This window comes from Curtobacterium sp. TC1 (genome assembly GCF_019844075.1).
GTDB lineage: Bacteria > Actinomycetota > Actinomycetes > Actinomycetales > Microbacteriaceae > Curtobacterium.
The window spans coordinates 527,954-548,491 of sequence record NZ_CP081964.1 but is presented as its reverse complement, the minus strand read 5'-3'; the positions used below and the strand labels follow the sequence as shown (position 1 = coordinate 548,491).

The 20,538-nt window shown below is 71.0% G+C and carries 17 protein-coding genes; 7 read left to right on the top strand and 10 right to left on the bottom strand.

All coding sequences use genetic code 11. From position 1 onward, the window contains the following. Positions 1-10 precede the first annotated feature (10 nt). From KZI27_RS03790 to KZI27_RS03780, 3 genes are read left to right on the top strand one after another with little or no spacing between them, the layout of a single operon-like run. Positions 11-1,423 carry a polysaccharide biosynthesis tyrosine autokinase gene (locus tag KZI27_RS03790; protein WP_222659378.1) on the top strand — a complete coding sequence of 471 codons (1,413 nt, stop codon included), beginning with the start codon at positions 11-13 and terminating at the stop codon, positions 1,421-1,423. Then, positions 1,420-2,499: a polysaccharide pyruvyl transferase family protein gene (locus KZI27_RS03785; protein WP_222659377.1), complete on the top strand. Its 1,080-nt coding sequence runs from the start codon at positions 1,420-1,422 to the stop codon at positions 2,497-2,499. The genes KZI27_RS03790 and KZI27_RS03785 overlap by 4 nt, the downstream gene beginning before the upstream one ends. Then, positions 2,496-3,413 carry a glycosyltransferase family 2 protein gene (locus KZI27_RS03780; protein ID WP_222659376.1) on the top strand — a complete coding sequence of 306 codons (918 nt, stop codon included), beginning with the start codon at positions 2,496-2,498 and terminating at the stop codon, positions 3,411-3,413. Before KZI27_RS03785 ends, KZI27_RS03780 begins: the two co-directional genes overlap by 4 nt. A gap of 52 nt (positions 3,414-3,465) precedes the next feature. Here KZI27_RS03780 and KZI27_RS03775 read toward each other — a convergent pair whose 3' ends face one another. Next, a complete protein-coding gene (locus KZI27_RS03775) occupies positions 3,466-5,073 on the bottom strand; it encodes a GH39 family glycosyl hydrolase (RefSeq protein ID WP_222659375.1) in 1,608 nt (535 codons plus the stop codon). 185 nt (positions 5,074-5,258) lie between these two features. Between KZI27_RS03775 and KZI27_RS03770 the strand changes: the two genes are divergently transcribed. Both KZI27_RS03770 and KZI27_RS03765 read left to right on the top strand, forming a co-directional pair. After that, on the top strand, positions 5,259-6,314 hold the full coding sequence (locus KZI27_RS03770; protein ID WP_222659374.1) for an acyltransferase family protein: 1,056 nt from the start codon (positions 5,259-5,261) through the stop codon (positions 6,312-6,314). Between the two features lie 9 nt (positions 6,315-6,323). Continuing rightward, on the top strand, positions 6,324-7,523 hold the full coding sequence (locus tag KZI27_RS03765; protein ID WP_222659373.1) for an ankyrin repeat domain-containing protein: 1,200 nt from the start codon (positions 6,324-6,326) through the stop codon (positions 7,521-7,523). A gap of 13 nt (positions 7,524-7,536) precedes the next feature. Here KZI27_RS03765 and KZI27_RS03760 read toward each other — a convergent pair whose 3' ends face one another. From KZI27_RS03760 to KZI27_RS03730, 7 genes are all read right to left on the bottom strand, one after another. Further along, a complete protein-coding gene (locus tag KZI27_RS03760; protein ID WP_222661173.1) occupies positions 7,537-8,727 on the bottom strand; it encodes a glycoside hydrolase family 1 protein in 1,191 nt (396 codons plus the stop codon). A gap of 44 nt (positions 8,728-8,771) precedes the next feature. Then, positions 8,772-9,641 carry an alpha/beta fold hydrolase gene (locus KZI27_RS03755; protein ID WP_222659372.1) on the bottom strand — a complete coding sequence of 290 codons (870 nt, stop codon included), beginning with the start codon at positions 9,639-9,641 and terminating at the stop codon, positions 8,772-8,774. Further along, a complete protein-coding gene (locus KZI27_RS03750; RefSeq protein ID WP_222659371.1) occupies positions 9,638-11,392 on the bottom strand; it encodes an ABC transporter ATP-binding protein in 1,755 nt (584 codons plus the stop codon). The genes KZI27_RS03755 and KZI27_RS03750 overlap by 4 nt, the downstream gene beginning before the upstream one ends. After that, positions 11,385-12,338 carry an ABC transporter permease gene (locus KZI27_RS03745; RefSeq protein WP_222659370.1) on the bottom strand — a complete coding sequence of 318 codons (954 nt, stop codon included), beginning with the start codon at positions 12,336-12,338 and terminating at the stop codon, positions 11,385-11,387. The genes KZI27_RS03750 and KZI27_RS03745 overlap by 8 nt, the downstream gene beginning before the upstream one ends. Further along, positions 12,335-13,315, bottom strand: a complete 981-nt coding sequence (locus tag KZI27_RS03740; protein ID WP_123310534.1) for an ABC transporter permease — start codon at positions 13,313-13,315, stop codon at positions 12,335-12,337. Before KZI27_RS03740 ends, KZI27_RS03745 begins: the two co-directional genes overlap by 4 nt. Next, positions 13,312-15,030 carry an ABC transporter substrate-binding protein gene (locus KZI27_RS03735; RefSeq protein ID WP_261784078.1) on the bottom strand — a complete coding sequence of 573 codons (1,719 nt, stop codon included), beginning with the start codon at positions 15,028-15,030 and terminating at the stop codon, positions 13,312-13,314. Before KZI27_RS03735 ends, KZI27_RS03740 begins: the two co-directional genes overlap by 4 nt. Positions 15,031-15,394: 364 nt before the next feature. Next, positions 15,395-16,456 carry a LacI family DNA-binding transcriptional regulator gene (locus KZI27_RS03730; protein ID WP_261784077.1) on the bottom strand — a complete coding sequence of 354 codons (1,062 nt, stop codon included), beginning with the start codon at positions 16,454-16,456 and terminating at the stop codon, positions 15,395-15,397. 267 nt (positions 16,457-16,723) lie between these two features. On the opposite strand from KZI27_RS03730, the gene KZI27_RS03725 reads away from it, so the two are divergent. Further along, complete coding sequence (locus tag KZI27_RS03725) at positions 16,724-16,876, top strand: hypothetical protein (protein WP_222659368.1); 153 nt, start codon at positions 16,724-16,726, stop codon at positions 16,874-16,876. A gap of 170 nt (positions 16,877-17,046) precedes the next feature. On the opposite strand, the gene KZI27_RS03720 is transcribed toward KZI27_RS03725, so the two are convergent. Then, entirely contained in the window at positions 17,047-17,748 is a 702-nt protein-coding gene (locus tag KZI27_RS03720) for a GntR family transcriptional regulator (protein ID WP_260232923.1), read from the bottom strand. Positions 17,749-17,834: 86 nt separating this feature from the next. Here KZI27_RS03720 and KZI27_RS03715 point away from each other — a divergent pair, with 86 nt between their 5' ends. Continuing rightward, the gene (locus tag KZI27_RS03715; RefSeq protein WP_222659367.1) at positions 17,835-19,052 is read left to right on the top strand and encodes an MFS transporter; all 1,218 of its coding nucleotides are present in this window, start codon (positions 17,835-17,837) and stop codon (positions 19,050-19,052) included. A 237-nt stretch (positions 19,053-19,289) separates the two neighbouring features. Here the strand turns inward: KZI27_RS03715 and KZI27_RS03710 are convergent, their stop codons facing one another. Continuing rightward, a complete protein-coding gene (locus tag KZI27_RS03710) occupies positions 19,290-20,453 on the bottom strand; it encodes a Vms1/Ankzf1 family peptidyl-tRNA hydrolase (protein ID WP_222659366.1) in 1,164 nt (387 codons plus the stop codon). Positions 20,454-20,538: the final 85 nt, after the last annotated feature.

Sequence of the window (20,538 nt, the reverse complement as noted above, 5' to 3'; positions counted from 1 at the left end):
AAGGCGGCGGATGACGCTCGCGCAGTTCATCGACGTGCTGCGGCACCGCTGGCTCTCGATCACGGCTGTGGTCGTCCTCGCCGTGGGGATGGCCGCAGCGCTCACCGCCGTCCAGCCGGCGCAGTACCGCGCCTCGAGCGAGGTCTTCGTCTCCGTCGCGGCCGGCGGTTCCGTGAACGACCTCAGCCAGGGGAACAACTTTTCGGCCGCCCGCGTCAAGTCCTACGAGGCGCTGGCCGTGACGCCACAGGTGCTCCGACTCGCGGCCGAGCAGGTCGGTCTGCCCGCCGGGACCGACCTCGGCGGACGGGTGACCGCCGAATCCCAGACCGACACCGTGCTCATCTCGATCACCGCGACCGACACGTCGCCGACCCAGGCAGCGAAGATCGCCAACGCCGTCACGGAACAACTCGTCGAAGTCGTCGAACAGGTCGAGAAGTCCGCCTCGGCATCCAACGACCTCGTCCACCTCAGCGTCTTCCAGCGCGCCACGGCACCGACTGCACCCTTCGCCCCGCGCCTGCCCGTCAACCTCGCCATCGGAGTGCTCGCAGGACTCGCCCTCGGCGTCGCCCAGGCCGTCCTGCGCGAGGTCCTCGACACCCGGCTCCGCTCGTTCGAGGCACTGCGGCGACTCACCGACGCGAGCGTCCTCGGTGAGTTCGCTGTGGACGAGACCATCGCGAAGGAGCCGCTCGTCTCCGTCGACAACCGCTACAGCACGCGAGCCGAGGCCTTCCGGCAGCTCAGGACCCACTTGACCTACACGAACCTGGACGGAGCCGCGCAGAGCATCGTCGTCACGAGTGCCACTCCGGGCGAGGGCAAATCAACCACCGCGGTGAACCTCGCGCTCATGCTCGCGCAGAACGGCTCGAAGGTGATCCTGGTCGACGCCGACCTGCGCCGGCCGACGACAGGTACCTACCTCGGCATCGAGAGCCGCGTCGGACTGTCAACCGTCCTCACCCGCCAGGTGGCGCTCGACGACGCGATCCAGGAGGTCGGAGCCGACAACCCGCTGCACGTGCTCGCTGCCGGCCGCGTCCCGCCGAACCCGAGCGAGCTGCTCAGCTCGAGCCGGATGATCATGCTCGTCCGCGAGCTCGAGTCCCGCTACGAGTACGTCATCATCGACGCACCACCGATGCTCCCGGTGACCGACCCGGCCGTCCTCGGAGCGATCTGCTCCGGCGTGCTGCTCGTCGTCAGCGTGAACGGCCAGACACGGCGTGCGGACTTCACCGCGGCCGAGCACACCGTGCACCAGGTGGGTGCGCGCCTGCTCGGCCTCGTCGTCAACCGACTGCCCCCGCAACGCCGTGCCAAGACCTACTACAACTACGAGCCGTCCGCGCCACTCAGCGAGAGTCCTCGCCGCGCGTCACGAGCTCGTCGGACCTCCGAGGACGCCCGATGACCCCCACCGATCGCCGCTCCTTCGTCTACCTCGGCTGGCAGGGACACGCCAACTTCGGCGACGACCTGCTCCACGAGACCTGGCGCGCCGCCCTCGACGATCCGCTCGACATCGTGGCCCCGCTCAACGCTCGTGACTACCTCCGTGGGGCGGCCTCCTTCGCGCGCGACCGACTGCGCACCCGCCGAGCCGAGCGCGTCGTCCTGATCGGCGGCGGTACCACCGTCGGCTTCGCGGCGTGGGCGGAGCACGCACGACTCGCTGCCCGGAACTACGTCGCGGCCGGCATCGTCGGCGTGGGACTCGGGGCAGCCGCCGGCTCGGACACGTACGCGCTCGATCGGCACCAGCAGGACTGGGAGGCCTGGCACGACCTCGACCGGCTCCGGATCGCCGGTGTCCGCGGACCGATCACCGAACTCGAGGTCACGACACACCTCGGCCCGGTCACGATCAGCGGCGATCCGGCACTCCTCTACCCGCTCGTCCGACCGGTGCAGCCTGCCGGTACCCCCGGCGAACGCCGGATCGGCGTGAGCCTCGGCTCGGACCCGACCTCGCGGTTCGACGTCGAGACCGTGGCCACCGCTGTGGACGCGCACGCGCGCGCCACCGGAGCCGACCAGGTGGTGGCGTTCGCACTGTCCGTCCCCGATCGGGCAGTCGCACGAACGCTGTCCGAGCGACTCCGGACCCCGTCGGTCGTCCACGAGTACGCCGACGTCGCCGAGACGATGTCGGCGATCGCCGCCTGCGACCTCGTCGTCTCCGAGCGCCTGCACGGTGCCGTCGCCGCGGTCTCCCTCGACGTCCCGACCGTGCCGCTGTCGTACGCATCGAAGTGCGACGACTTCTGGGCCAGCCTCACCGGCCACCCGGCACCGATCACCGTGGGGCACACCGCGGACGACCTCGTGCGCGCGATGCGGCAGGCGGACACGGCCCGATCGGCCATCACCGGAGCGGTGTTCGCGCAGCAGGAACGGCTCGAGGGCATCCGTCGTGAACTGTCGGAATGGCGGCACGGTGTGCGGTCGACGACGGCCCTCCTGGACTCGAGCGGGGCGTCCGCATGACCACCGCCCACACTTCGGAGCACCGGTTCCACCTGGTCATCTCGACGATCCGCCCACCCGAGCACATCGAACGGTGCCTCGAGTCCATACGCCGCGCGAGCGTGCCCGTCTTCGTGACGGTCGTGGAGCAGCGCCCCGAACCCGATGCCTTCCCGTTCCTGCAGGACCTCATCGACGCCGGTCACGCCGAACACGTCCACGAGCCGGGGGTCCGCGGTGTGAGTCGCGGGCGCAACCGAGGGCTCGCGGTGCTGCGGGGGGACATCGTCGCGTTCCCCGACGACGACTGCTGGTTCGACGACGGCGTGCTCGAGCTGCTGTCCGAGCGCTTCGACGAGCAAGGCCTCGACGGCGCTGCGATCCCCTGCCGTGCCGCCGACGACAGCGGCACCATGCTGCGCTGGCAGCGCCGTCCGAGCAGGGTGACGAGCTGGCGGGTCCCGCGGACGATCGTCGCGGCCGGCATCTTCCTCCGGCGGGAGCTGATCGAGCAGAACGGGGTGTTCGACGTCGCGCTCGGCACCGGTTCGGCGACCCCGTTCGGATCCGGGGAGGAGAACGACCTCGTCATCCGGGCGCTCCGCAACGGCGCGCGGATCCACTACATGCCGGACACGACGGTCCGCCACGGCGACTTCCGCCACGACGGCATGACGGACGAGACCTTGGCGAAGGTCCTGCGGTACAACCGTGGTTTCGGGCGGGTCCTCCGGAAGCACCGGCTGCGCGGACAGGCCGCGTACTGGATCGCACGTTCGGTGGCTGCCGTGTTCGTGGCCCGGGCGCGACGAGACCGCGACGGTCTGCGGTTCCAGCGGGCACAGCTCCGCGGACGTTGGCAAGGCTGGCACGGACTCGACGAAGACGGCGTCCGACACCCGTTCGACCCGACCACGGCTCCGCACGTCGCATGACCCGACGTGCGGGACGACGGCCCCGCCGGAGTTCCGGCGGGGCCGTTCGGGGCTACTCGTCCCAGACGACGAAGCGCGGGATCCACTTGGCGGACATGTCGAGCTTGCCGCCGGACCCGGTGATCGGCCGTTCCGATCCGGTGGGCTCCACGAGCCGCCCGGTCCCCCGGAGCGAGACCCGGACGGACGTCGACTCGGACTGCGACGACGACTGCCAGACGATACGGGTGTGGTGCTTGCCGTCGGGCGAGGTGAACCGCATGTGCCGCACGGCACCGGACCGGTGCTCCGCCACGAACCGCTTGCCGGCCAGGACGCGTTGCATGGTCGCCCAACCGGCGGCCGAGGTCTTCGGTTCGTACCCACTGGCCGCGGTGCCGGTCAGCCCGAAGGTCCGGGCGAGGCCGTCCGGGTCGGCGAGTGTGGGTTCGGCCATCTCGAACAGGTACAGCCGCTCGACGCCGTACCGCGCTGCGATGCCGTAGGTGCGCAGGATGTACGCGGTCTGGTCCTCGGGTTGGACCCACCCGGCACCACCGAACCGCGTCGGCCACCCGACCTCGGTGATCCAGATGGGCAGCGGCGTCCCGTCGGCGCGCGGGTGCAGGTCGGCCGTCTTCCGGAGCCACGCGAGTGCGTCCTCGATGCACGGGCTGGTCTCGGCGCAGGCCTCTGGCGCCCACGGGTTGCTGTACGGGTGCACGCTGACGGCGTCGACGTGGTCGGCCCCGCCGGCGGTGAACCAGTCGGCGAGCCAAGCACGCTCCTTCGCGGACACCGAGTTCTGGGTCGGTCCGACGATCGTGGCCGCGGGGTCGGCGTCCCGGATGACCGCTGCCGTGACGCTCGCGAGCGCGATGTACGCAGCCGGGGTGTCCGGGAGGGCTCCGTGGTTGTTCGTCCACTCGTTCCAGACCTCGTACGACAGGTCGGCGTCGGGGTGCCGCGCCCGCATGTGCGTGACGGTCTCGCGGACGTAGCGCTTCCATGCCGCGGCTTGGGCCGGCTTGGCCATGTCCGGCGGGACCATCGCCCCGCCGGTGTACGCGACGTGGCCGTAGTCGAGGACGAACAGCGGGCGGACGCCGCGATCGCGCACGATCGGGTCGATCCGGGCGTCGACGGCGGCGAAGTCGAAGGTCCCGGCGACCTTCTCGACGGCGCTCCACTGCAGGTCCTGCCGGTAGGTGCCGGCGCCGAGGGCATCGAGCGTGGGGAGCGCGCCCGACACCGGGTTCACGCCCAGGCCGAAGTACGGGTCCTGGGCCGCGGGACCGGCGAGGGTCCGGAGGAAGCGGTACGACGCGGTGGCGCCGCCAGGGGCGTTGACGGTCAGCCGGTAGGTGCCCGAGGGCAGGTCCCGCGCGGGATGCACTTCGACCGACTGGACGGCAGACCGCCCGGAGCCCGACTCGACGATGGTCCCCGTGGTGTCGTTGATCTTCCAGGAGACGTCGGCGGCACGTTCGACACCTCCGATCGCGAAGCGGGGTTGCTGGTCCGGACCGAAGAGACCGCTGCCGCCGACCGGGCGGATCGTCGGGATGGCCGTCGGAGCCGCGGCGCGGGCGGCGCGGGGCTCCGTCGGGTCCGAGAGGACGGCGACGAGCGCGACCCCGGCGATCGCAGCGGCAGCGAAGCCGCGGTGACGACGGGACACGCGCGCTCGCGCGGTGGTACCAGGGGGAGGTGCGGTGAGATGCATCCGGCCAGCCTGCGACAGATCCGAGCGTTCGGAGTAATCCTCGGTATTCATGGCAGACGCAAGGCGTACGAGTTCTTTTATGTAAAATACAACATGTGGACAACTGGCCTTCGAGACCACCCCGGCCGCAGTCTGGGGTCATGGCCATCTCGCGACCGACGTTCACCGGCGTCCAGGTGCTGCGGTTCGTCGCCGCGCTCCTGGTGGTCTGCTCCCACGTGCCGACCTACCTGCACGCGCGACTCGACACACCCCTGGCGGATGTGCCGACCGGGCAGATCGGCGTCACGGTGTTCTTCGCGATCAGCGGGTTCGTGGCCGTCGTGGTCACGCGACGCACTCCGCGGCCGACCGCGTGGGGCTTCCTGCGCCGTCGACTGGTCCGGATCCTCCCGCTCGCGTGGGCGGTGATGACGGCGAAGCTGCTCATGATGGTGGTCGCTCCGGCGACCCTCGAGCGCACGTCGTCGTCCCCGACGTACATCGCGCTGTCGTACCTGTTCCTGCCGGGCCGCGGTCCGGACGCGGTCGTCGAGCCGTTCTACACGGTCACCTGGACGCTCTCGTTCGAACTGCTCTTCTACCTGGTCGTGACGATCGCCCTCGCCGCCCGCACCGACCCGTTCCGACTCGCCGTCGTCGTGTTCACCGGCCTGGCGGTCGCCTCGGCGTTCCGCGGGCCCGAGGGATGGCCGACGTGGCAGTTCCACGCCAACCGGTTCGTCCTCTGCTTCCTGGTCGGCATGGCCGTCGGGACCTGGGCGCTCGACCGGACCACCCGAGCGCTCCTGGTCCGGCTCGCAGCGATCATCGCGCTCTGGCTCGCCGTCGGCGCGGTGGCGGGGGCATCGCTCCCGGGCCTCGCACTGCTGCCGCTCGCCACGGTGGTCCTGCTGGTGACGGTGGCGAGCGAGCCCCTGCTGGGCCCTCGGATCGGCCCGGTCGGACGCACGCTCGGTGACGCCTCGTACGCGCTCTACCTGACGCACCCCATCGTCGCTCCGGCCACGGTCGCCGTCGTCGCTGCGGTCGTCTCGGGCGCGGCAGCGCCGGTGGCCGCCACCATCGGAGCACTGGTCGCAGCGGTTGCAACCTCGGTCGTGGTGTGGTGGACGATCGACCGCCCCGTCACCCGACTGCTGCAGCGCGGGCCCGCCGATCGGCGAACCCGTGGGCGTCGGGTGTCCGCGGGGTAGTGTCGACCCGTGCGATGGAGTCGAGTGAACTGGCCGTCCGTGGGCTACGTCTCCCTCGAGGACTTCGACGGACAGCGGGAACACGTCGCCCGGGTGCTCGAGGACGCTCCCCCGGCCGTCGCCGCGCTCCTGACCGTCAAGTGGACCGACTCCCGCATCGCACGATGGGACGTCGAGCACCCGGACCTCGCGCACCCGGACGACGACGATGACGACGACACCGGGACGACGGTCGACCTGCCCGGGCACGGCGTCCCTGACCCGGTCGTCGTGCACACCGAGGTCATCGTCCGCAACGACGAGGTGCTCGACACACCCGACGGCCTGTGGCGTCGGTGGAACCACGCCAGGGTCACGCTCCGCCTTCGTGACGCGGTGGTCGACCCACCGGACACCGACCCTGCCGCGCTGCTCGCCGGGGACGCCCACGTCGTCCGTGGCGAGCTCGAGTACCTGCACGACCTCGACCGGTGGGAGCTCCGTCTGCTCGTCTCACCCGTCGGCGAGGTGGCGATCCGCTTCCGCAGCGTCCGGGTCGCGATCCGCAGCGTCCCCGAGTCCGTCTACACCGAGCTCGACGCTCGCCCGGCACGTGGGTGGCACGGCCCGGTGCCCGACGGTTGGGTCGAGTACGCCACCGAGGTGGTGCGTGCCGCCGCGTACGGCGACCTGGGCGGGCTGCACCTGGCCGACGACGCGAGCGACGTCGACGACGTCGACCCGCGTTGGGGCTTCGCCCCGCTCCATGCCGCCGCGTGGTTCGACCGGCCCGAGATGCTCGAGGAGCTCCTCCACCGCGGTGCGTCACTGCAGCTCACGGACGCCGAGGGGCGGACGCCGCTGACGCTGGCGATCGACCGCGACGCACGTCGGGCGATCGACGTGCTCGTCGTTGCGGGCGCCGACCTGGAGGCCCGGGACGGCGACGGCAACACCCCGATCGTCCGCGCCGCATGGGGTGGCCACGCCGCGATCGTGCGGTCGCTCGCCGCTGCGGGTGCGGACACCAGGGCGCTCGGCTCACGGGGCGCGTCCCTGCTGATCGCCGCGGTCGACTCCGGCGACCTGGACACCGTGCGGTCGGTGCTCGCACTCGACGTCGACGTGAACGCCGAGGACGACGAGGGTTCGACCGCCACCGCGCGCGCAGAACTGCTCCGCGACCGTGCGGTCGCGGAGCAGTTGGCGCACTACTACTCGGGCAGCTGATCGAGCGGGCGGACTACTCCGCCGTCTCGAGGGCGTTCGCCTGTGCGACCTTCCCGTACCAGTGCGCGGACGGCTTCGGGGTGCGCTCGAAGGTCTCCGGGTCCCACGACACCAGGCCGAAGGTCGGTCGGAAGCCGGACGCCCACTCGTAGTTGTCCAGGAGCGACCAGTGCTGGTAGCCCAGGACCTCGATGCCGTCCTCGATGCAGCGGTGGATGCCCTCGAGGGCGCCCTGCGTGTACGCCTGCCGACGGGTGTCGTCGGCGGTGGCGATGCCGTTCTCGGTGATCATCAGCGGGACGCCGCCGGAGAGCTCCCACGCGCTGCGCAGCCCGTCGGCCGAGGCCTCGGGGTAGAACTCCCAGCCGGTCAGGGTCGTCTCGACGTCGTCCGCCACGGGCAACGGACCGGAAGCGCCGATGAAGGTCCGGGTGTACGCCTGCACGCCGAGGAAGTCGTCGCCGGCAGCGTTCTCGAGGTACCAGTCGTCGCGCGGGTACCCGTACTCGCGGAGCATCGCGTCCGCGCCGGGCTCGCCGGTCGACGTGAAGGCCTGGGTCGCGATGGTCCACCCGGACTGGAGGCCCGGCACCTGTCCCAGCACCTCGCGCGACCGCTTGTGGCTGGCCAGCAGGGCGTCGGCGACGCCGAGGTCCGGGTTCGGCAGGCCGTAGGCCACGAGGTTCGACGCGTCCTCGCCGCCGGCGAGCATCGCCGCGATGTTCGGCTCGTTGATCGTGCAGACGTACCGGACGCCGTCGGACACCACGGGGAGCGCCGCTTCCGTGTACCGGGCGAACAGGTCGGCGGCGTCAGGGGCGCGCCAGAAGCCGTCGCGCTCGAACCAGCGGGGCACCGTGAAGTGCATGAGCGTGACGATCGGTTCGATGCCGAACTCGTGGCACGTCTCGACCATGCGGCGGTAGTGGTCGATCTCGGCGCGGCTGACGAACCCGCGCTCCGGCTCGATGCGCGCCCACTCGATGCTGAAGCGGTACGAGTTCAGGCCGAGCTCGGCGGCGATCCGGATGTCGTCGCGGTAGCGGTGGTAGCTGTCCGCGGCGTCGCCGGAGGGTTCGACGATGGTGGTGTCCGGCTCGTGCTCGTGCGCCCACCAGTTCGAGTTGGTGTTGTTGCCCTCGATCTGGTGCGCCGCGGTGGCGGCGCCCCAGAGGAAGCCCTTCGGGAAGTCGAGCGTGGTGATGACGGGGTCCTTTCAGTGGGCGTTCGTGTCAGTGCTTGCTCATGTCAGTGCTTGCTCATGAACGTGTCGAAGACGGCGACGGTCCCGAGCGGGTTCTCGACCTGGGGGCCGTGGTAGCTCTCGGCGATGACGGCGTACTCGGCGCCGAGCCGCTCGGCCATGTCCGCCTGCCACGGGATCGGCCAGGCACCGTCCCAGACGCCGTGCGCGACGAGGACCGGCAGCCCGGTCGCACGCAGAGCGTCGGTGGTGTCGGCGCGGTCCTCGAGGATCGCCGCGCCACCGAGCACGCTGAGCACGCTCGTGTGGTCGAACCGCTCGCGGACCATCCGGACGTCGTCGGGCAGCTCCGCGTCGGGACGGCCGGCCCAGAGCGGGTTCTGCGCGTCGAACAACGCGCGGTTGGAGCACGTGTCGGCGACGATGGTCTTCTCGGCGGCCTTCCGGTACTGCCAGCCGTGCGGGCCGGAGCAGAACATCGTCGCGTCGCGGAACGACGTCGGGGACGCGATCGCCGCGGCGCGGACGATCACACCGCCGAGCGAGTGGCCGATGAGGTGGACCGGTGCCCCGTCGTCGAGCAGTCCGGCGATGCGGACGACGTCCGCGGCCTCGTGCTCGAGCGAGTAGGCCGTGCGGTCGTCCGGTGCCGCCGAGTCCGCCTGTCCGCGGCGGCTGATCGCGACCGCCGACCACCCGGCGTCGCGGAGGATCGGCAGGAACGTCCGCCAGTCCTCCTTCGAGCCGGTGTATCCCGGGACGATGAGGACCGTGCCCTTCGAGGGGCCGGACGGCACGATCCGGTACGCCGTGAGGCGGCCGATCGGCAGGTCGATGCCGACGACGTCGACACCGTCCGGCGTCGGCAGGTGGCCGAACGCCGGCACCGCCGGGAAGTCGTGCAGCGTGGTCACAGCCGGCCCTCCGCGAGGGCGCGGCGGGGGTTCGGCACGGCGTCGAGCAGAGCGATCGTGTACGGGTCCTGCGGGTTCTGCAGCACCTCGGCCGTGTGCCCGCGCTCGACCACGGCGCCCTCGTGGAGCACCATGATGTCGTCGGTGATGAGGCGCGCGCTGAGCAGGTCGTGCGTGATGTAGAGGAGCGAGACGCCCCACTGCTCGCGCAGGTCCTCGAGCAGGGCGAGCACGCCGGCGCGCAACGTCACGTCGAGCATCGAGACGGGCTCGTCGGCGATGATCACCTGCGGGTCGGACGCGAGTGCCCGGGCGATAACGACGCGCTGCCGCTGCCCACCGGAGAGCTGGTGCGGGAGCTTCTGCGCGAACTGCTCGACCGGGGTCAGCCCCACGGTCTCGAGGAGCTCGAGCACGCGGCGCCGCGCGTCCTTGCCCTGCAGGTCCGTGTAGTTCGCGATCGGGCGGGACAGCGTGTACTCCACCGTGTGCAGTGGGTTGAGCGCCGCGTAGGGGTCCTGGAAGACCATCTGCACCTCGGACCGGAGGTCGCGCAGACCGCGCTTGCCCAGCCGCGCGACGTCGAGGTCGCCGAACCGGACGGTACCGGTCGTCGGCTTCTCGACCCCGGTCAGCAGCTTCGCGATCGTCGACTTGCCCGATCCGGACTGGCCGACCAGGGCGAGCGACTGCCCCGGTTCGAGCGTGAACGACACGTCGCGCACCGCCTGCACGGGCTGCTCGCCGCGGCGCGGAGCCGGGTACGTCTTCACGATGTTCGAGACGACGATCGGGTTCTTCGCCGCCGAGCGCTCACGCGAACCGACGGTGCTGAACGACGACGTCGCCTCCTGCCGCTTCTCGCCCGACGTCGCACGCTGCGACCGGTCCGGGAACCCGGGCAGGGACACGACCTCGGCCCGCGGGTCGGCGTAGTGCGAGAGCAGCATCTGCGTGTACGCGTCCTGCGGGTTGCGCAGGAGCTCCTTCGAGCCGCCGTCCTCGACGATGCGGCCCTCGTGCATCACGAGCACGCGCTCGGTGGCCTCGAGCACGATGCCGAGGTCGTGGCTGATCAGGATGGCCGTGAAGCCCTCGGACTGCTGCAGCTCGATGATCGTGTCCATGACGGCGTGCTGCACGAGCACGTCGAGCGCCGTGGTCGGCTCGTCGAACACCATGAGCTGCGGCTCGAGCGACAACGCCAGGGCGATCGAGACGCGCTGCCGCATGCCGCCGGAGAGCTCCCCGGGGAACCAGGCGAGCATCGACGTCGGCAGCTTCACCTTCTCGATGAGCTCCTTCATCCGGGCGTCCCAGCGGTCGCGCGACACGTGGCCGTGCGCCTTGAAGATGTCGATGAAGTGGTTCCGGACGGTGCGCACCGGGTTCAGTGCGTTCATGCCGGACTGCAGCACCATGGCGAAACCGCCCTGGCGCTGCTGGCGGAGTGCTTCCTCGTCGAGGTCGCGGATGTCGTGGCCGTTGAAGACGATGCTGCCGCCGTTCGTGCGCGCCGGCGGCTTCTGCAGCCGTGTCAGCGCGTAGCCGAGCGTCGACTTGCCCGAACCGGACTCGCCGACCAGGCCGACGAACTCGCCCTTCCGAAGCTGGAACGACACGTGGTCGACCGCCTGGACGGCCGTCTGGCCGGCCGACTCGTAGACGACCGACAGGTCGCGGACGTCGAGCAGGACGTCCGCAGCCTGCGGGGCGGACCCGGGACGGGCCTCCAGGGTGGATTCAGGCATTCTTGGCTCCCTTGGGACGACGCGCGCCCTCGCGCAGCCGCGGGTTGGAGACGGCGTCGACGCCGAAGTTGATCAGGGTGAGGCTCATCGCGAGCAGCGCGATGCAGAGGCCGGGGGCGAAGAGCAGGATCCACTGGCCGGTGAGCAGTGCGTTGGAGTTCTGCGCCCAGTAGAGGATCGTGCCCCAGCTGACGATCGACGAGTCGCCGAGCCCGAGGAACTCGAGGCCGGCCTCGGCCAGGATCGCGCTCGTGGCCGCCCCGAAGAACGAGCCGACGATGAGCGAGGTCATGTTCGGCAGGATCTCGCGGAACACGATGCGGGTCGCACCGTCACCGGAGAACTGCGCCGCCGTCACGAAGTCGCGGCCACGCAGGGACTGCGTCTGGCTGCGCAGGACGCGAGCGCCCCAGGCCCAGCCGGTGACGACGATCACCGCGATGATGACGGCGATCCCGCCGTTCTGCAGGTACGCGGCGATGACGATCATCAGGGGCAGACCCGGGATGACCAGGAACAGGTTCACGACGAACCCGATGACCTCGCCGATCCACCCGCGGACGTAGCCCCAGCTGAGGCCGATCGCGACGGCGACGAGCGTGGACAGGATGCCCGCGACCGCGCCGACCATCACGGAGATCCGTGCGCCGTAGATGATCTGGGACAGGACGTCCTCGCCGGCGGCGGTGGTGCCCATCCAGTGGTCGGCGGTCGCGTCGGCGGAACGGGCGAACCCGTTCTGGCTGGCGCCGTACGGGGCCAGGAGCGGCGCGAAGATCGCGACCAGCACGAACACCCCGAGGATGATGATGCCGATCCGGGCCTTCGAGTTCGACCAGACCACGCCGAACTGGCGGGCGGCTGCACGGAGCTTGCTCGGGGCGTGCTGTTCTTCGTCTTGCGTGCGGACTGCGACTGTGGCGTCCGGAGTGGTGGTGTTGGTCATCGACGCGTCCTCGGGTCCAGGACGCCGTACATGACGTCCACGATGAAGTTGGCGATGAGCACCGACACGGTGATCATCAGGAAGAGGGCCTGCATGAGCGGGTAGTCCTGGCCGATGACGGCGTTGAACAGCAGGTAGCCGATGCCGGGGTAGCCGAAGACCTGCTCGACCAGCACCGAACCGCCGACCACGCCACCGAGGGCGAGACCGAACCCGGTCAGGTTCGGCAGGATCGCGTTGCGGGCCGCGTAGCGGATCGCCACGGTGCGGCCGCGGAGGCCGTTCGCCTCGGCGAACGTCACGTAGTCGTCACCGAGGGTGTTGATCATCGCGTTGCGCATGCCGATGATCCAGCCACCGAGGCTCGTCACCAGGATCGTCACCGCGGGCAGCACCGCGTGCTGCAGGGCGTCGGCTGCGAACGCTCCGTTGAGCCCCGGGGTGGTGGTCGCCGAGTAGGCGCCCGTCGTCGGGAACCAGTGCAGCACGTAGCCGAGGAAGAACAGCAGGAGCAGAGCGGTCCAGAAGTACGGGAACGTCGACATGAACGAGCCCGACAGCGTCGGGAGCGAGTCGAGCCAGGTGCCGCGCTTCCACGCCGCCGCGACACCGATGAGGGTGCCGAGCACGAACGCGAGGATCGTGACGACGCCGACCAGGATCAGCGTGTACGGCAGGGCCTTCGCGACGAGGTCACCGACGGGCTGCGGGTAGAACGTGTAGCTCGTGCCGAAGTCGAGGGTGATGACCTGGTGCAGGTAGCTGACGTACTGGTCCCACAGGTTGCCGGTGGGGACGCCGAGTTGGGCCTCGATGGCCTTCTTGGTGGCGTCGGTGACCGGACCGTTCTGGCTGAGCTTCGCGAGCGCGGCGTCGGCCGGGCTGCCGGGCATCAGGCGCGGGAGCAGGAAGTTCAGCGTGACCGCGGCCCAGAGGGTCAGGACGAACAGGACGAGTTTCTGCAGGATGTACTTCACTTCTGGTCCCCCTGCGCCTTCTGCTCCTGCAGGATCTGCTTGCCGGCTGCGCTGTCACGCAGCCGGAGCTTCGTGAAGATGAGCAGCGGCGCGGAGTCGTAGTTCTGCGGTGCCATGTACGGGTCCTTCGCGGTGGGCCACCCGACGAACTTGCCGGTGTTGAACAGGCCCCAGAGCCCGCCGTAGTACATGCCGATGACGGGCAGGTCGTCGTACACGATCTCCTGCAGCTGGTTCAGGATCTCCTGCTGCTTCGCGGGGTCCGTCGTCGCCTTGTACTCGTCGAGGAGCTTCTGGGTGTCGGCGTTCTTGTAGCGCTCGTAGTTGTTCACCGTCGACTTGCCGACCGGCTGGTAGAAGTCGCTGCTGAGCAGGGAGTTGAACGCCTGGTAGACGTCGCCGTTGCCCATGCCGCCCATCGCCATGTCGAAGGTGCCGTTGTTGATGTTCTGCTGGTACCCGGCGGGCTGCGGGGCCTGGATCGTCACCTTGATGCCGATGGCCGTCAGGGACCGGCGGACCTCTTGCGCGGCACGGAGCCAGTCCGAGTAGCCGTTCGCGGTCATGATGGTGATGGACAGCTGCTTGCCGTCCTTCATGATCTTGCCGCCCTGCTCGGTGTAGCCGGACTTCGCGAGTTCGCGCTTCGCGGCGTCGACGTCCTGCGTGATCATGCCCTGGTCGGGGATGTCCGGGTTGAGGTACTGCTCCTGGTTCGGCAGGATCAGGCCGGTCTGGCCCGCTGCCGACAGGTTGCCCTCGGACGCGGTCTCGGCGATGTCGTCACGGTTCAGCGCGAGCGAGATGCCCTTGCGGACGTTGACGTCGTTGTACGGCGCCTTCGTCAGGTTCGGGATGAGGCCGATCACACCGCCGGCCGGGAACCACCACTGGTTCGTCTCGGACGCGGCACCCCAGGTGCCCTTGACGTCGGAGATGAACGAGTACGCCCAGTCGTAACCGCGCGTGACGGTGTCGAGCTGCGTGTTCGTCGCCGGCAGGATGAGGTGCTTGATGGCGATCTTGTCGGCTTGCCAGTACGTCGGGTTCTTGTTCATCGAGTACTGCTGGTCGGTGTAGTTCCCGAGCACGAACGGACCGGTGCCGACCGGGTTCGGGTCCCGCCACGTGGTCGGGTCCTTCACCCCGCGCCAGTGCTGCTCGCCGAGGATGTACGTCGCGCCGATGATGTTGAGGCTCGGGACGTCCTCGCTCTTGAGGTGGAAGACGACGTGGTCGCCGTCCTGCTCGATGCGCTCGATGTGCTGCCAGGCCCCCTTGACGTCCATGGCGGGGAACTTCTTCAGCAGGTCGAACGTGAAGACGACGTCCTTCGCCGAGAACGGCGAGCCGTCGGACCACTCGACGCCCTGGCGGATCGTCATGTCGATCGTCTTCGCGTCGGGCTGGCTCCACTTGCTGGCCAGCCACGGGGTGCCCTTGCCGTCGAGCGGGTTGATCTCGATGAGCGGCTCGTACATCCACTTGGAGGCCGTGCGGGCGTTCGCGATGTACGGGTTGAAGTTGCGGTCGAACAGCGGGTTGCCGCGGTCCGCGTTGATGAGCATCGTGTCCTTGCCGATCGTGGGATCGGGTTCGGACCGGACCTGGATGCTGCAGCCCGTGGCCATGAGGGCCACTGCTGCGAGCCCGGCGATCGCCGCGACGAGTCGTCCGCGTCGTCGGGTGCCGTTGCGCTGTGGGGGAAGCGTCATTGCTCGGTCGACCTCCGTGTCGAATCGGTACTGGGTCAATGTATGCGCTTACATCGCGTCGCGCAACACCGGGGTTCCGTGCCGGGGCGGTACGCGGCAGCGGGCCGCGGTAGCGAGGGTCGAAGCGAGGATCGGAGCGAGGGTCGCTGCGCACGGTGCGCGTTCCGTCGCCGGGTGCAAGGCTGCGCGCTCCGTGCGCGGTCACAGGCCCGCACCGGGCGGTCAACGTCGCACGGGATGACCAAAGCCGCACGGTGCGGACGGAGGACGGGACGCACCGCCGCGCCGTGCGCCGTGCCGCTCGCAGCGCCGCTCGCGGCGCCGATCGCAGCACCGATCGCAGCACCGATCGCAGCACCGCTCGTCACAGCGCCGGCGGGCAGCTCTCGCGCAGCAGCACCTCGACCGGCAGCCGGACGGCACGCGGCGGCCCCTCGCGGCGGTCCAGCCGGTCGACGATCGCCCGCACCGCTGCGCGCCCGAGCTCACCCATCGGCTGGTGCACCGTCGTGAGCCGTGGTGACGAGAACCGCCCGGCGTCGATGCCGTCGAACCCGGTGACGACGACGTCCTCGGGCACGCGGAGTCCCTGTGCAGCGGCGGCGTCGAGCACCCCGAGCGCCGACTGGTCGTTCGAGCAGACGACGGCCCGCGGCACGTCGGCGGCCAGCAGCGTCTCCGCCAGCTCCCGCGCCCGCGCCCGGCCGAAGTCGCCGTGCACCACCCGGACCGACGACGCCGGCACCCCGTGGTCCGCCAACGCCGACCGGAAGCCCGTCGAGCGCTCCATGTCGTCCGGTGAGTCGATCGGACCCGCGACGTACGCGAGCGACCGGATGCCGAGCCGCCCGATCACGTGCGACGCGAGCGTCCGCATGCCGGCCGTGTTGTCGACGCTCACCGAGTCGAAGCCGTGCGACCGCCGGTCGTCGGCGAGCACCACGACCGGGATCCGGCGGGCGACGTGCTCGAGCAGGTCGTCCGGGACGGTCTGTGCGAGCACCGCGAGGCCGTCCACCCGGCCGGCGACGTCGTTGACGATCACGTCACGCGACGACCCCCGACCGGCGGCGACCATGAGCGCGAGGCCGCGCTGCCAGGCCTCGGTCTCGGCGCCGCGCAGGACCTCGTCGAAGTACAGGTTGGACGAGAACGGCTGCGTCACGTGCCGCCGGTCGTCGACCACGCGGACGCCGCCGTCGGTGACGAGGTCCGGCCGCTCGTCGGGCACCACGTCGAACCCGGGCAGCAGCAGCCCGACGACGCCGGTGCGCTTGCCGGCGAGGGCGCGGGCGTTGCCGGAGGGGACGTAGCCGAGGCTGCGGATCGCCGCCTGGACGCGGTCCCGGGTGCCCTCGCGGACGGCGTCCGGCGTGCGGAGCACGCGCGAGACGGTGGCGATCGAGACGTTCGCGGCACTGGCCACGTCGTAGACCGTGGGAGGTGCGGTGCGCGGTGCAGCCAAGCCGTGCCTCCCGTCCGACGTCCGCTGGGTCGCACCGTTGCGGCGCGGCCGCACCATCCTAGGCATGCTCCTCCCCGGCACTTCTCCACATGTGACGCGGGGGCCTTGCGGCGACGGAAGCGAGCGCGTCACACTGTTGCGACCTCAGTACGTCCCGTGAGGAAGCGCACCGGCGGGCAGGATGCCCGCGCTCACCACGATGCCCACACACAGGGGAAGGACACCGACATGTCACAGGCGACACGATCCGGAAGCAAGCTGGCGAACCGCGCGAGCCACGACGAGGCCGAGGTGCGCGACGCGCTGCTCGAGCGCACCGACAGCGGCGGCTCGACGTTCGACCAGCTCGACGCGACGGAGGAGCGCGCGGACCGCCCGTAGCGGGTCACGTCCGGCGTCGACCGGGCGACGGCCAGGAGGCGCGGACCGGCAGCTGCTGTCGGCTCACGTCTCCGGGGCGGTCGCGCCCAGGGCCTTGCTCGCGTCACGGCGGATCGGGTCACGCGCCGCGCGTCCCGCGACTCGAGTGCCGTGAGGTCACGCGGTTCGCGTCAGCGCTCGGTGGCCCCGACGATCGTCATGCCCGCGCCGCGCAGTCGGCGGCGCTCCTGGGCGATCCAGCCGAGCAACCGGTCGTTCGTTCCGGCGACGTGCGCGGCGACGAGGTCGGCCGCGCGGTCGGCGTCGCCGTCACGCACGGCGTCGATGATCGCGCTGTGCTCGTCCCACGCGGCGTCGCGGGCCTCGGGCGTGCGCACCTCGATCCACCGGGTGCGCTCGAGACGGGTCAGGGCGTCGGCGATCGCGTCGGTGATGAACCGGTTGCCGCCGAGCGCGGCCAGGTCGAGGTGGAACGTCGATCCCATGCGGATGCCGGCCTGCTGGTCGGGCGTCGGACGGAGGGTGTCGAGGTGCCCGCGGACTTCGGCGAGCTGTTCGGCACTCGCCCGCTCGACCGCGAGTCGGGCAGCGGCGGGTTCGAGCACGCCGCGGAGTTCGGCGAGCGAAGCGATCTCGTCGAGGTCGATCGGGGTGACCGTCCACGAGCGCCCCTCGTGCAGGATGAGCCCCTCGCGCTCGAGCCGCGACAGCGCGGCGCGGACGGGGGTCCGCGAGGCGTGGAACCGTGCTTCGAGACCGCGCTCCGAGATGCGCTCCCCCGGCGCGATGTCGAGCGTCAGGATCGCTGCGCGGAGGTTGTCGTAGAGCTGGGCCGTCTGCGACACCGGGGTTGCATCGGTCGTCTCGGTCACGGCCACCAACTCTAGCGGGGACACCGTCGGAATGGTATACCGTTGTGGTATACCAATTGCTTCCGACGCGAAACGATGCGACACGCATGCAAACTCCCACCCCGACCGCGACCGCCGCGCCCCGGACCTCCGGCACGATCGGACCCCGAGCGTGGACCATGCTCGCGCTCGGGGTCGCCGCGCAGGCCGCCGGCACGCTCGTGGTGACGGCTCCGGCACTGCTCATCCCGTACCTGCACGCGAACGGCACGTCCCTCACCGTGGCGGGGGTCCTCGCCGCCGCACCGACGTTCGGCATGGTCCTGACGCTCATCGCCTGGGGCGCGATCACCGACCGGTTCGGCGAACGGATCGTGATCGCCGGCGGGCTGGTGCTGACGACCCTCGCGGTGGTCGGCGCCTGGTTCGCCGCGGGTGACCCGGTCCTGCTCGGGCTGGCGTTCCTGGCGGCCGGCATGACCAGCGCCTCGACGAACGCGGCGAGCGGCCGGGTCGTCGTCGGGTGGTTCCCGAAGGAGCGGCGCGGGCTGGCCATGGGGATCCGGCAGATGTCGCAGCCGCTGGGGGTCACGCTCGCGGCCGTCACGGTCCCGCAGCTCGCCGAGGGGTCCGGGATCCGCGCGGCCCTCGTCCTGCCGATCGTCCTGTGCGTCGTGCTCGCGGTGCTCTGCGCCGGCGGCATCCAGAACCCGCCACGGCCGGCCCGGCACACGGCCTCGGCCGAGACGACGGCGAACCCCTACCGGTCGAGCGGCTTCCTGTGGCGGATCCACGCGGTGTCGATCCTGCTCGTCGTGCCGCAGTTCACGCTGTCGACCTACGGACTGGTGTGGCTCGTCGGGCTGGGCTGGTCGACCCCCGCGGCCGGGCTGCTCGTCGGCGCGTCGCAGTTCGTCGGGGCGATCGGACGGATCCTCGTCGGGGTGTGGAGCGACCGCGCCGGCTCGCGGGTCGGACCGCTGCGGGTCGTCGTGGTGAGCGCCGCCGTCGTGATGGGCTTGCTCGCCCTGGTCGACGTCACCCACCTGGCGGCCGGGGCCGTGTTCCTGGTCATCGCGACGAGCGTCACGGTGGCGGACAACGGCCTCGCCTACACCTCGGTCGCCGAGGCTGCCGGGCCCTTCTGGTCCGGCCGGGCACTCGGCACGCAGAACACCGGGCAGTTCATCGCGGCGAGCGCCGTCGGCCCGGGCATCGGCGCGCTGGTCACGGCGCTCGGGTTCGCGGCGTCGTTCGGCATCGTCGCCGTGCTGCCCCTGCTGGCGCTCCCGCTGGTCCCGAGCGCGGACCGGTCACACGACTGACCCGTGCGGGGTCGGGGCGCCGAGGTCCCACGACTCGCGCGGCGTCAGCCTGCCGAGGTCCCACGACCCGCCCGGGGTCGAGGCGCCGAGGTTCCACGACTCGCCGCATGCGGTTCGCCGAGGTTCCGACGAACCGCGGTGCGAGCCCCGAGATGCCGAGATTTCGGAACCTCGGGGCGCGCGGGCGGGGCGGGCGGGCGCGCGGGCGCACGGGCGGGGCGCGCACGGCTCCGCGAACTAGGCGGGGACGACCGGGCCGACGGGCCAGCGCAGCAGCGCGGCGGCCGGGGCTCCCCCGGGCAGCGACGCGGCGTTGACGAGCACGAGCTCGGCGTCGGTCAGCACCGCGGCCCGCACCAGCGCGCACACCGCCGGCACCGCGCCGATGACCGGCGTCCCGGCGGCCTGCTCCGGTGCGGTGGCGACCCACGGTGCCCCGGCGAGCGCGAGCAGCGTCCGGTCGCCGATGGCCACGGCGTCGAGCGCGACCGTCGCACCCTGGGCCTGTTCCAGCGCCTCGACGACGGGTCCGAGGCCGGTGACGACCTGGTTGTCACCGCGGCCGACGTGGGTGCGGAGCGAGTCCTCCAGGTCGTGGCGGCGGGTGGCGACGACGCGGGCGAGTGCGGTCTCGACGTGCTCGACGAACGCCTGCTTCGAGCCGGCGTCGGCGCGCGGGTCGCCCGGGAACACCGACACGAGCGCGCGGGTCTCCGCCGAGAACGCCTTCACCAGCAACTCGCGCGCGGTGACGTCCCCGGCGACGACGACGAGCCCGGGGCGGATCGTCCGCACGGTCTCGTCGACGGCGGCCGCGGTCTCCGAGGAGTTCTGCTTCCAGATCTCCTCGGTGTGCTGCTGCCAGTGCGGCTGCTTCCACCCGGTGCCGGCCTTGGCGTAGTGCAGGGTGTCGTTCCGACCCTGGACCTGCTGCTCGGAGGTGTTCCCGGCGACCGGGGCGTGTCCGAGGCGGTAGGCACGGAACGCCCCGCCTTCCTTGCCGGCGTGCACCACGAGGAAGGGCAGGTCGACGGGGCGGTGGGCGACGAGCGGCACGAGGTCCGGTACGGCTCCGACGCCGACGGACTCCGGGCCGTGCAGCTGCCCGGGCAGGACCTCGCTCAGCACGACCTCGCCGTCGTGCACGAGCACGTAGCGGTTCACGGGCGAGGGGACGCCGGGCTCCTGCTCGAACTCACCGGCGACGGCGTCGACGACCTCGTCGGATGCGCCCTGCGCGCGGAGCCCCTCCTCGACGCCGCGGAGCTTGAGCGCCGCCTGCCGTCGGGGATCCTCGACGTTGCCGGAGACGTCGGCGTAGGCCCAGGCCCAGGTGCCGCCGCCCTCCAGTCGCTCTCCCAGGATCCGGTGCAGTTCGCTCGTCGCGTTGGTCGACGTCATGGCAGCTCCTCTCGGACGGTTGCCGGAGCCGATGAGCCCCGGCGCTCTCACGTGCGACCACACTCCACCTCGCTGCCGCCGGGCG

Excerpts from the sequence above, each read along its gene's own strand:
- KZI27_RS03715 (WP_222659367.1), top strand. The coding sequence starts at position 17,835 with ATGCAAACTCCCACCCCGACCGCGACCGCCGCGCCCCGGACCTCCGGC.
- KZI27_RS03735 (WP_261784078.1), bottom strand. The coding sequence starts at position 15,030 with ATGACGCTTCCCCCACAGCGCAACGGCACCCGACGACGCGGACGACTC.
- KZI27_RS03745 (WP_222659370.1), bottom strand. The coding sequence starts at position 12,338 with ATGACCAACACCACCACTCCGGACGCCACAGTCGCAGTCCGCACGCAA.
- KZI27_RS03770 (WP_222659374.1), top strand. The coding sequence starts at position 5,259 with ATGGCCATCTCGCGACCGACGTTCACCGGCGTCCAGGTGCTGCGGTTC.
- KZI27_RS03710 (WP_222659366.1), bottom strand. The coding sequence starts at position 20,453 with ATGACGTCGACCAACGCGACGAGCGAACTGCACCGGATCCTGGGAGAG.
- KZI27_RS03725 (WP_222659368.1), top strand. The coding sequence starts at position 16,724 with ATGTCACAGGCGACACGATCCGGAAGCAAGCTGGCGAACCGCGCGAGC.
- KZI27_RS03780 (WP_222659376.1), top strand. The coding sequence starts at position 2,496 with ATGACCACCGCCCACACTTCGGAGCACCGGTTCCACCTGGTCATCTCG.
- KZI27_RS03790 (WP_222659378.1), top strand. The coding sequence starts at position 11 with ATGACGCTCGCGCAGTTCATCGACGTGCTGCGGCACCGCTGGCTCTCG.
- KZI27_RS03785 (WP_222659377.1), top strand. The coding sequence starts at position 1,420 with ATGACCCCCACCGATCGCCGCTCCTTCGTCTACCTCGGCTGGCAGGGA.
- KZI27_RS03750 (WP_222659371.1), bottom strand. The coding sequence starts at position 11,392 with ATGCCTGAATCCACCCTGGAGGCCCGTCCCGGGTCCGCCCCGCAGGCT.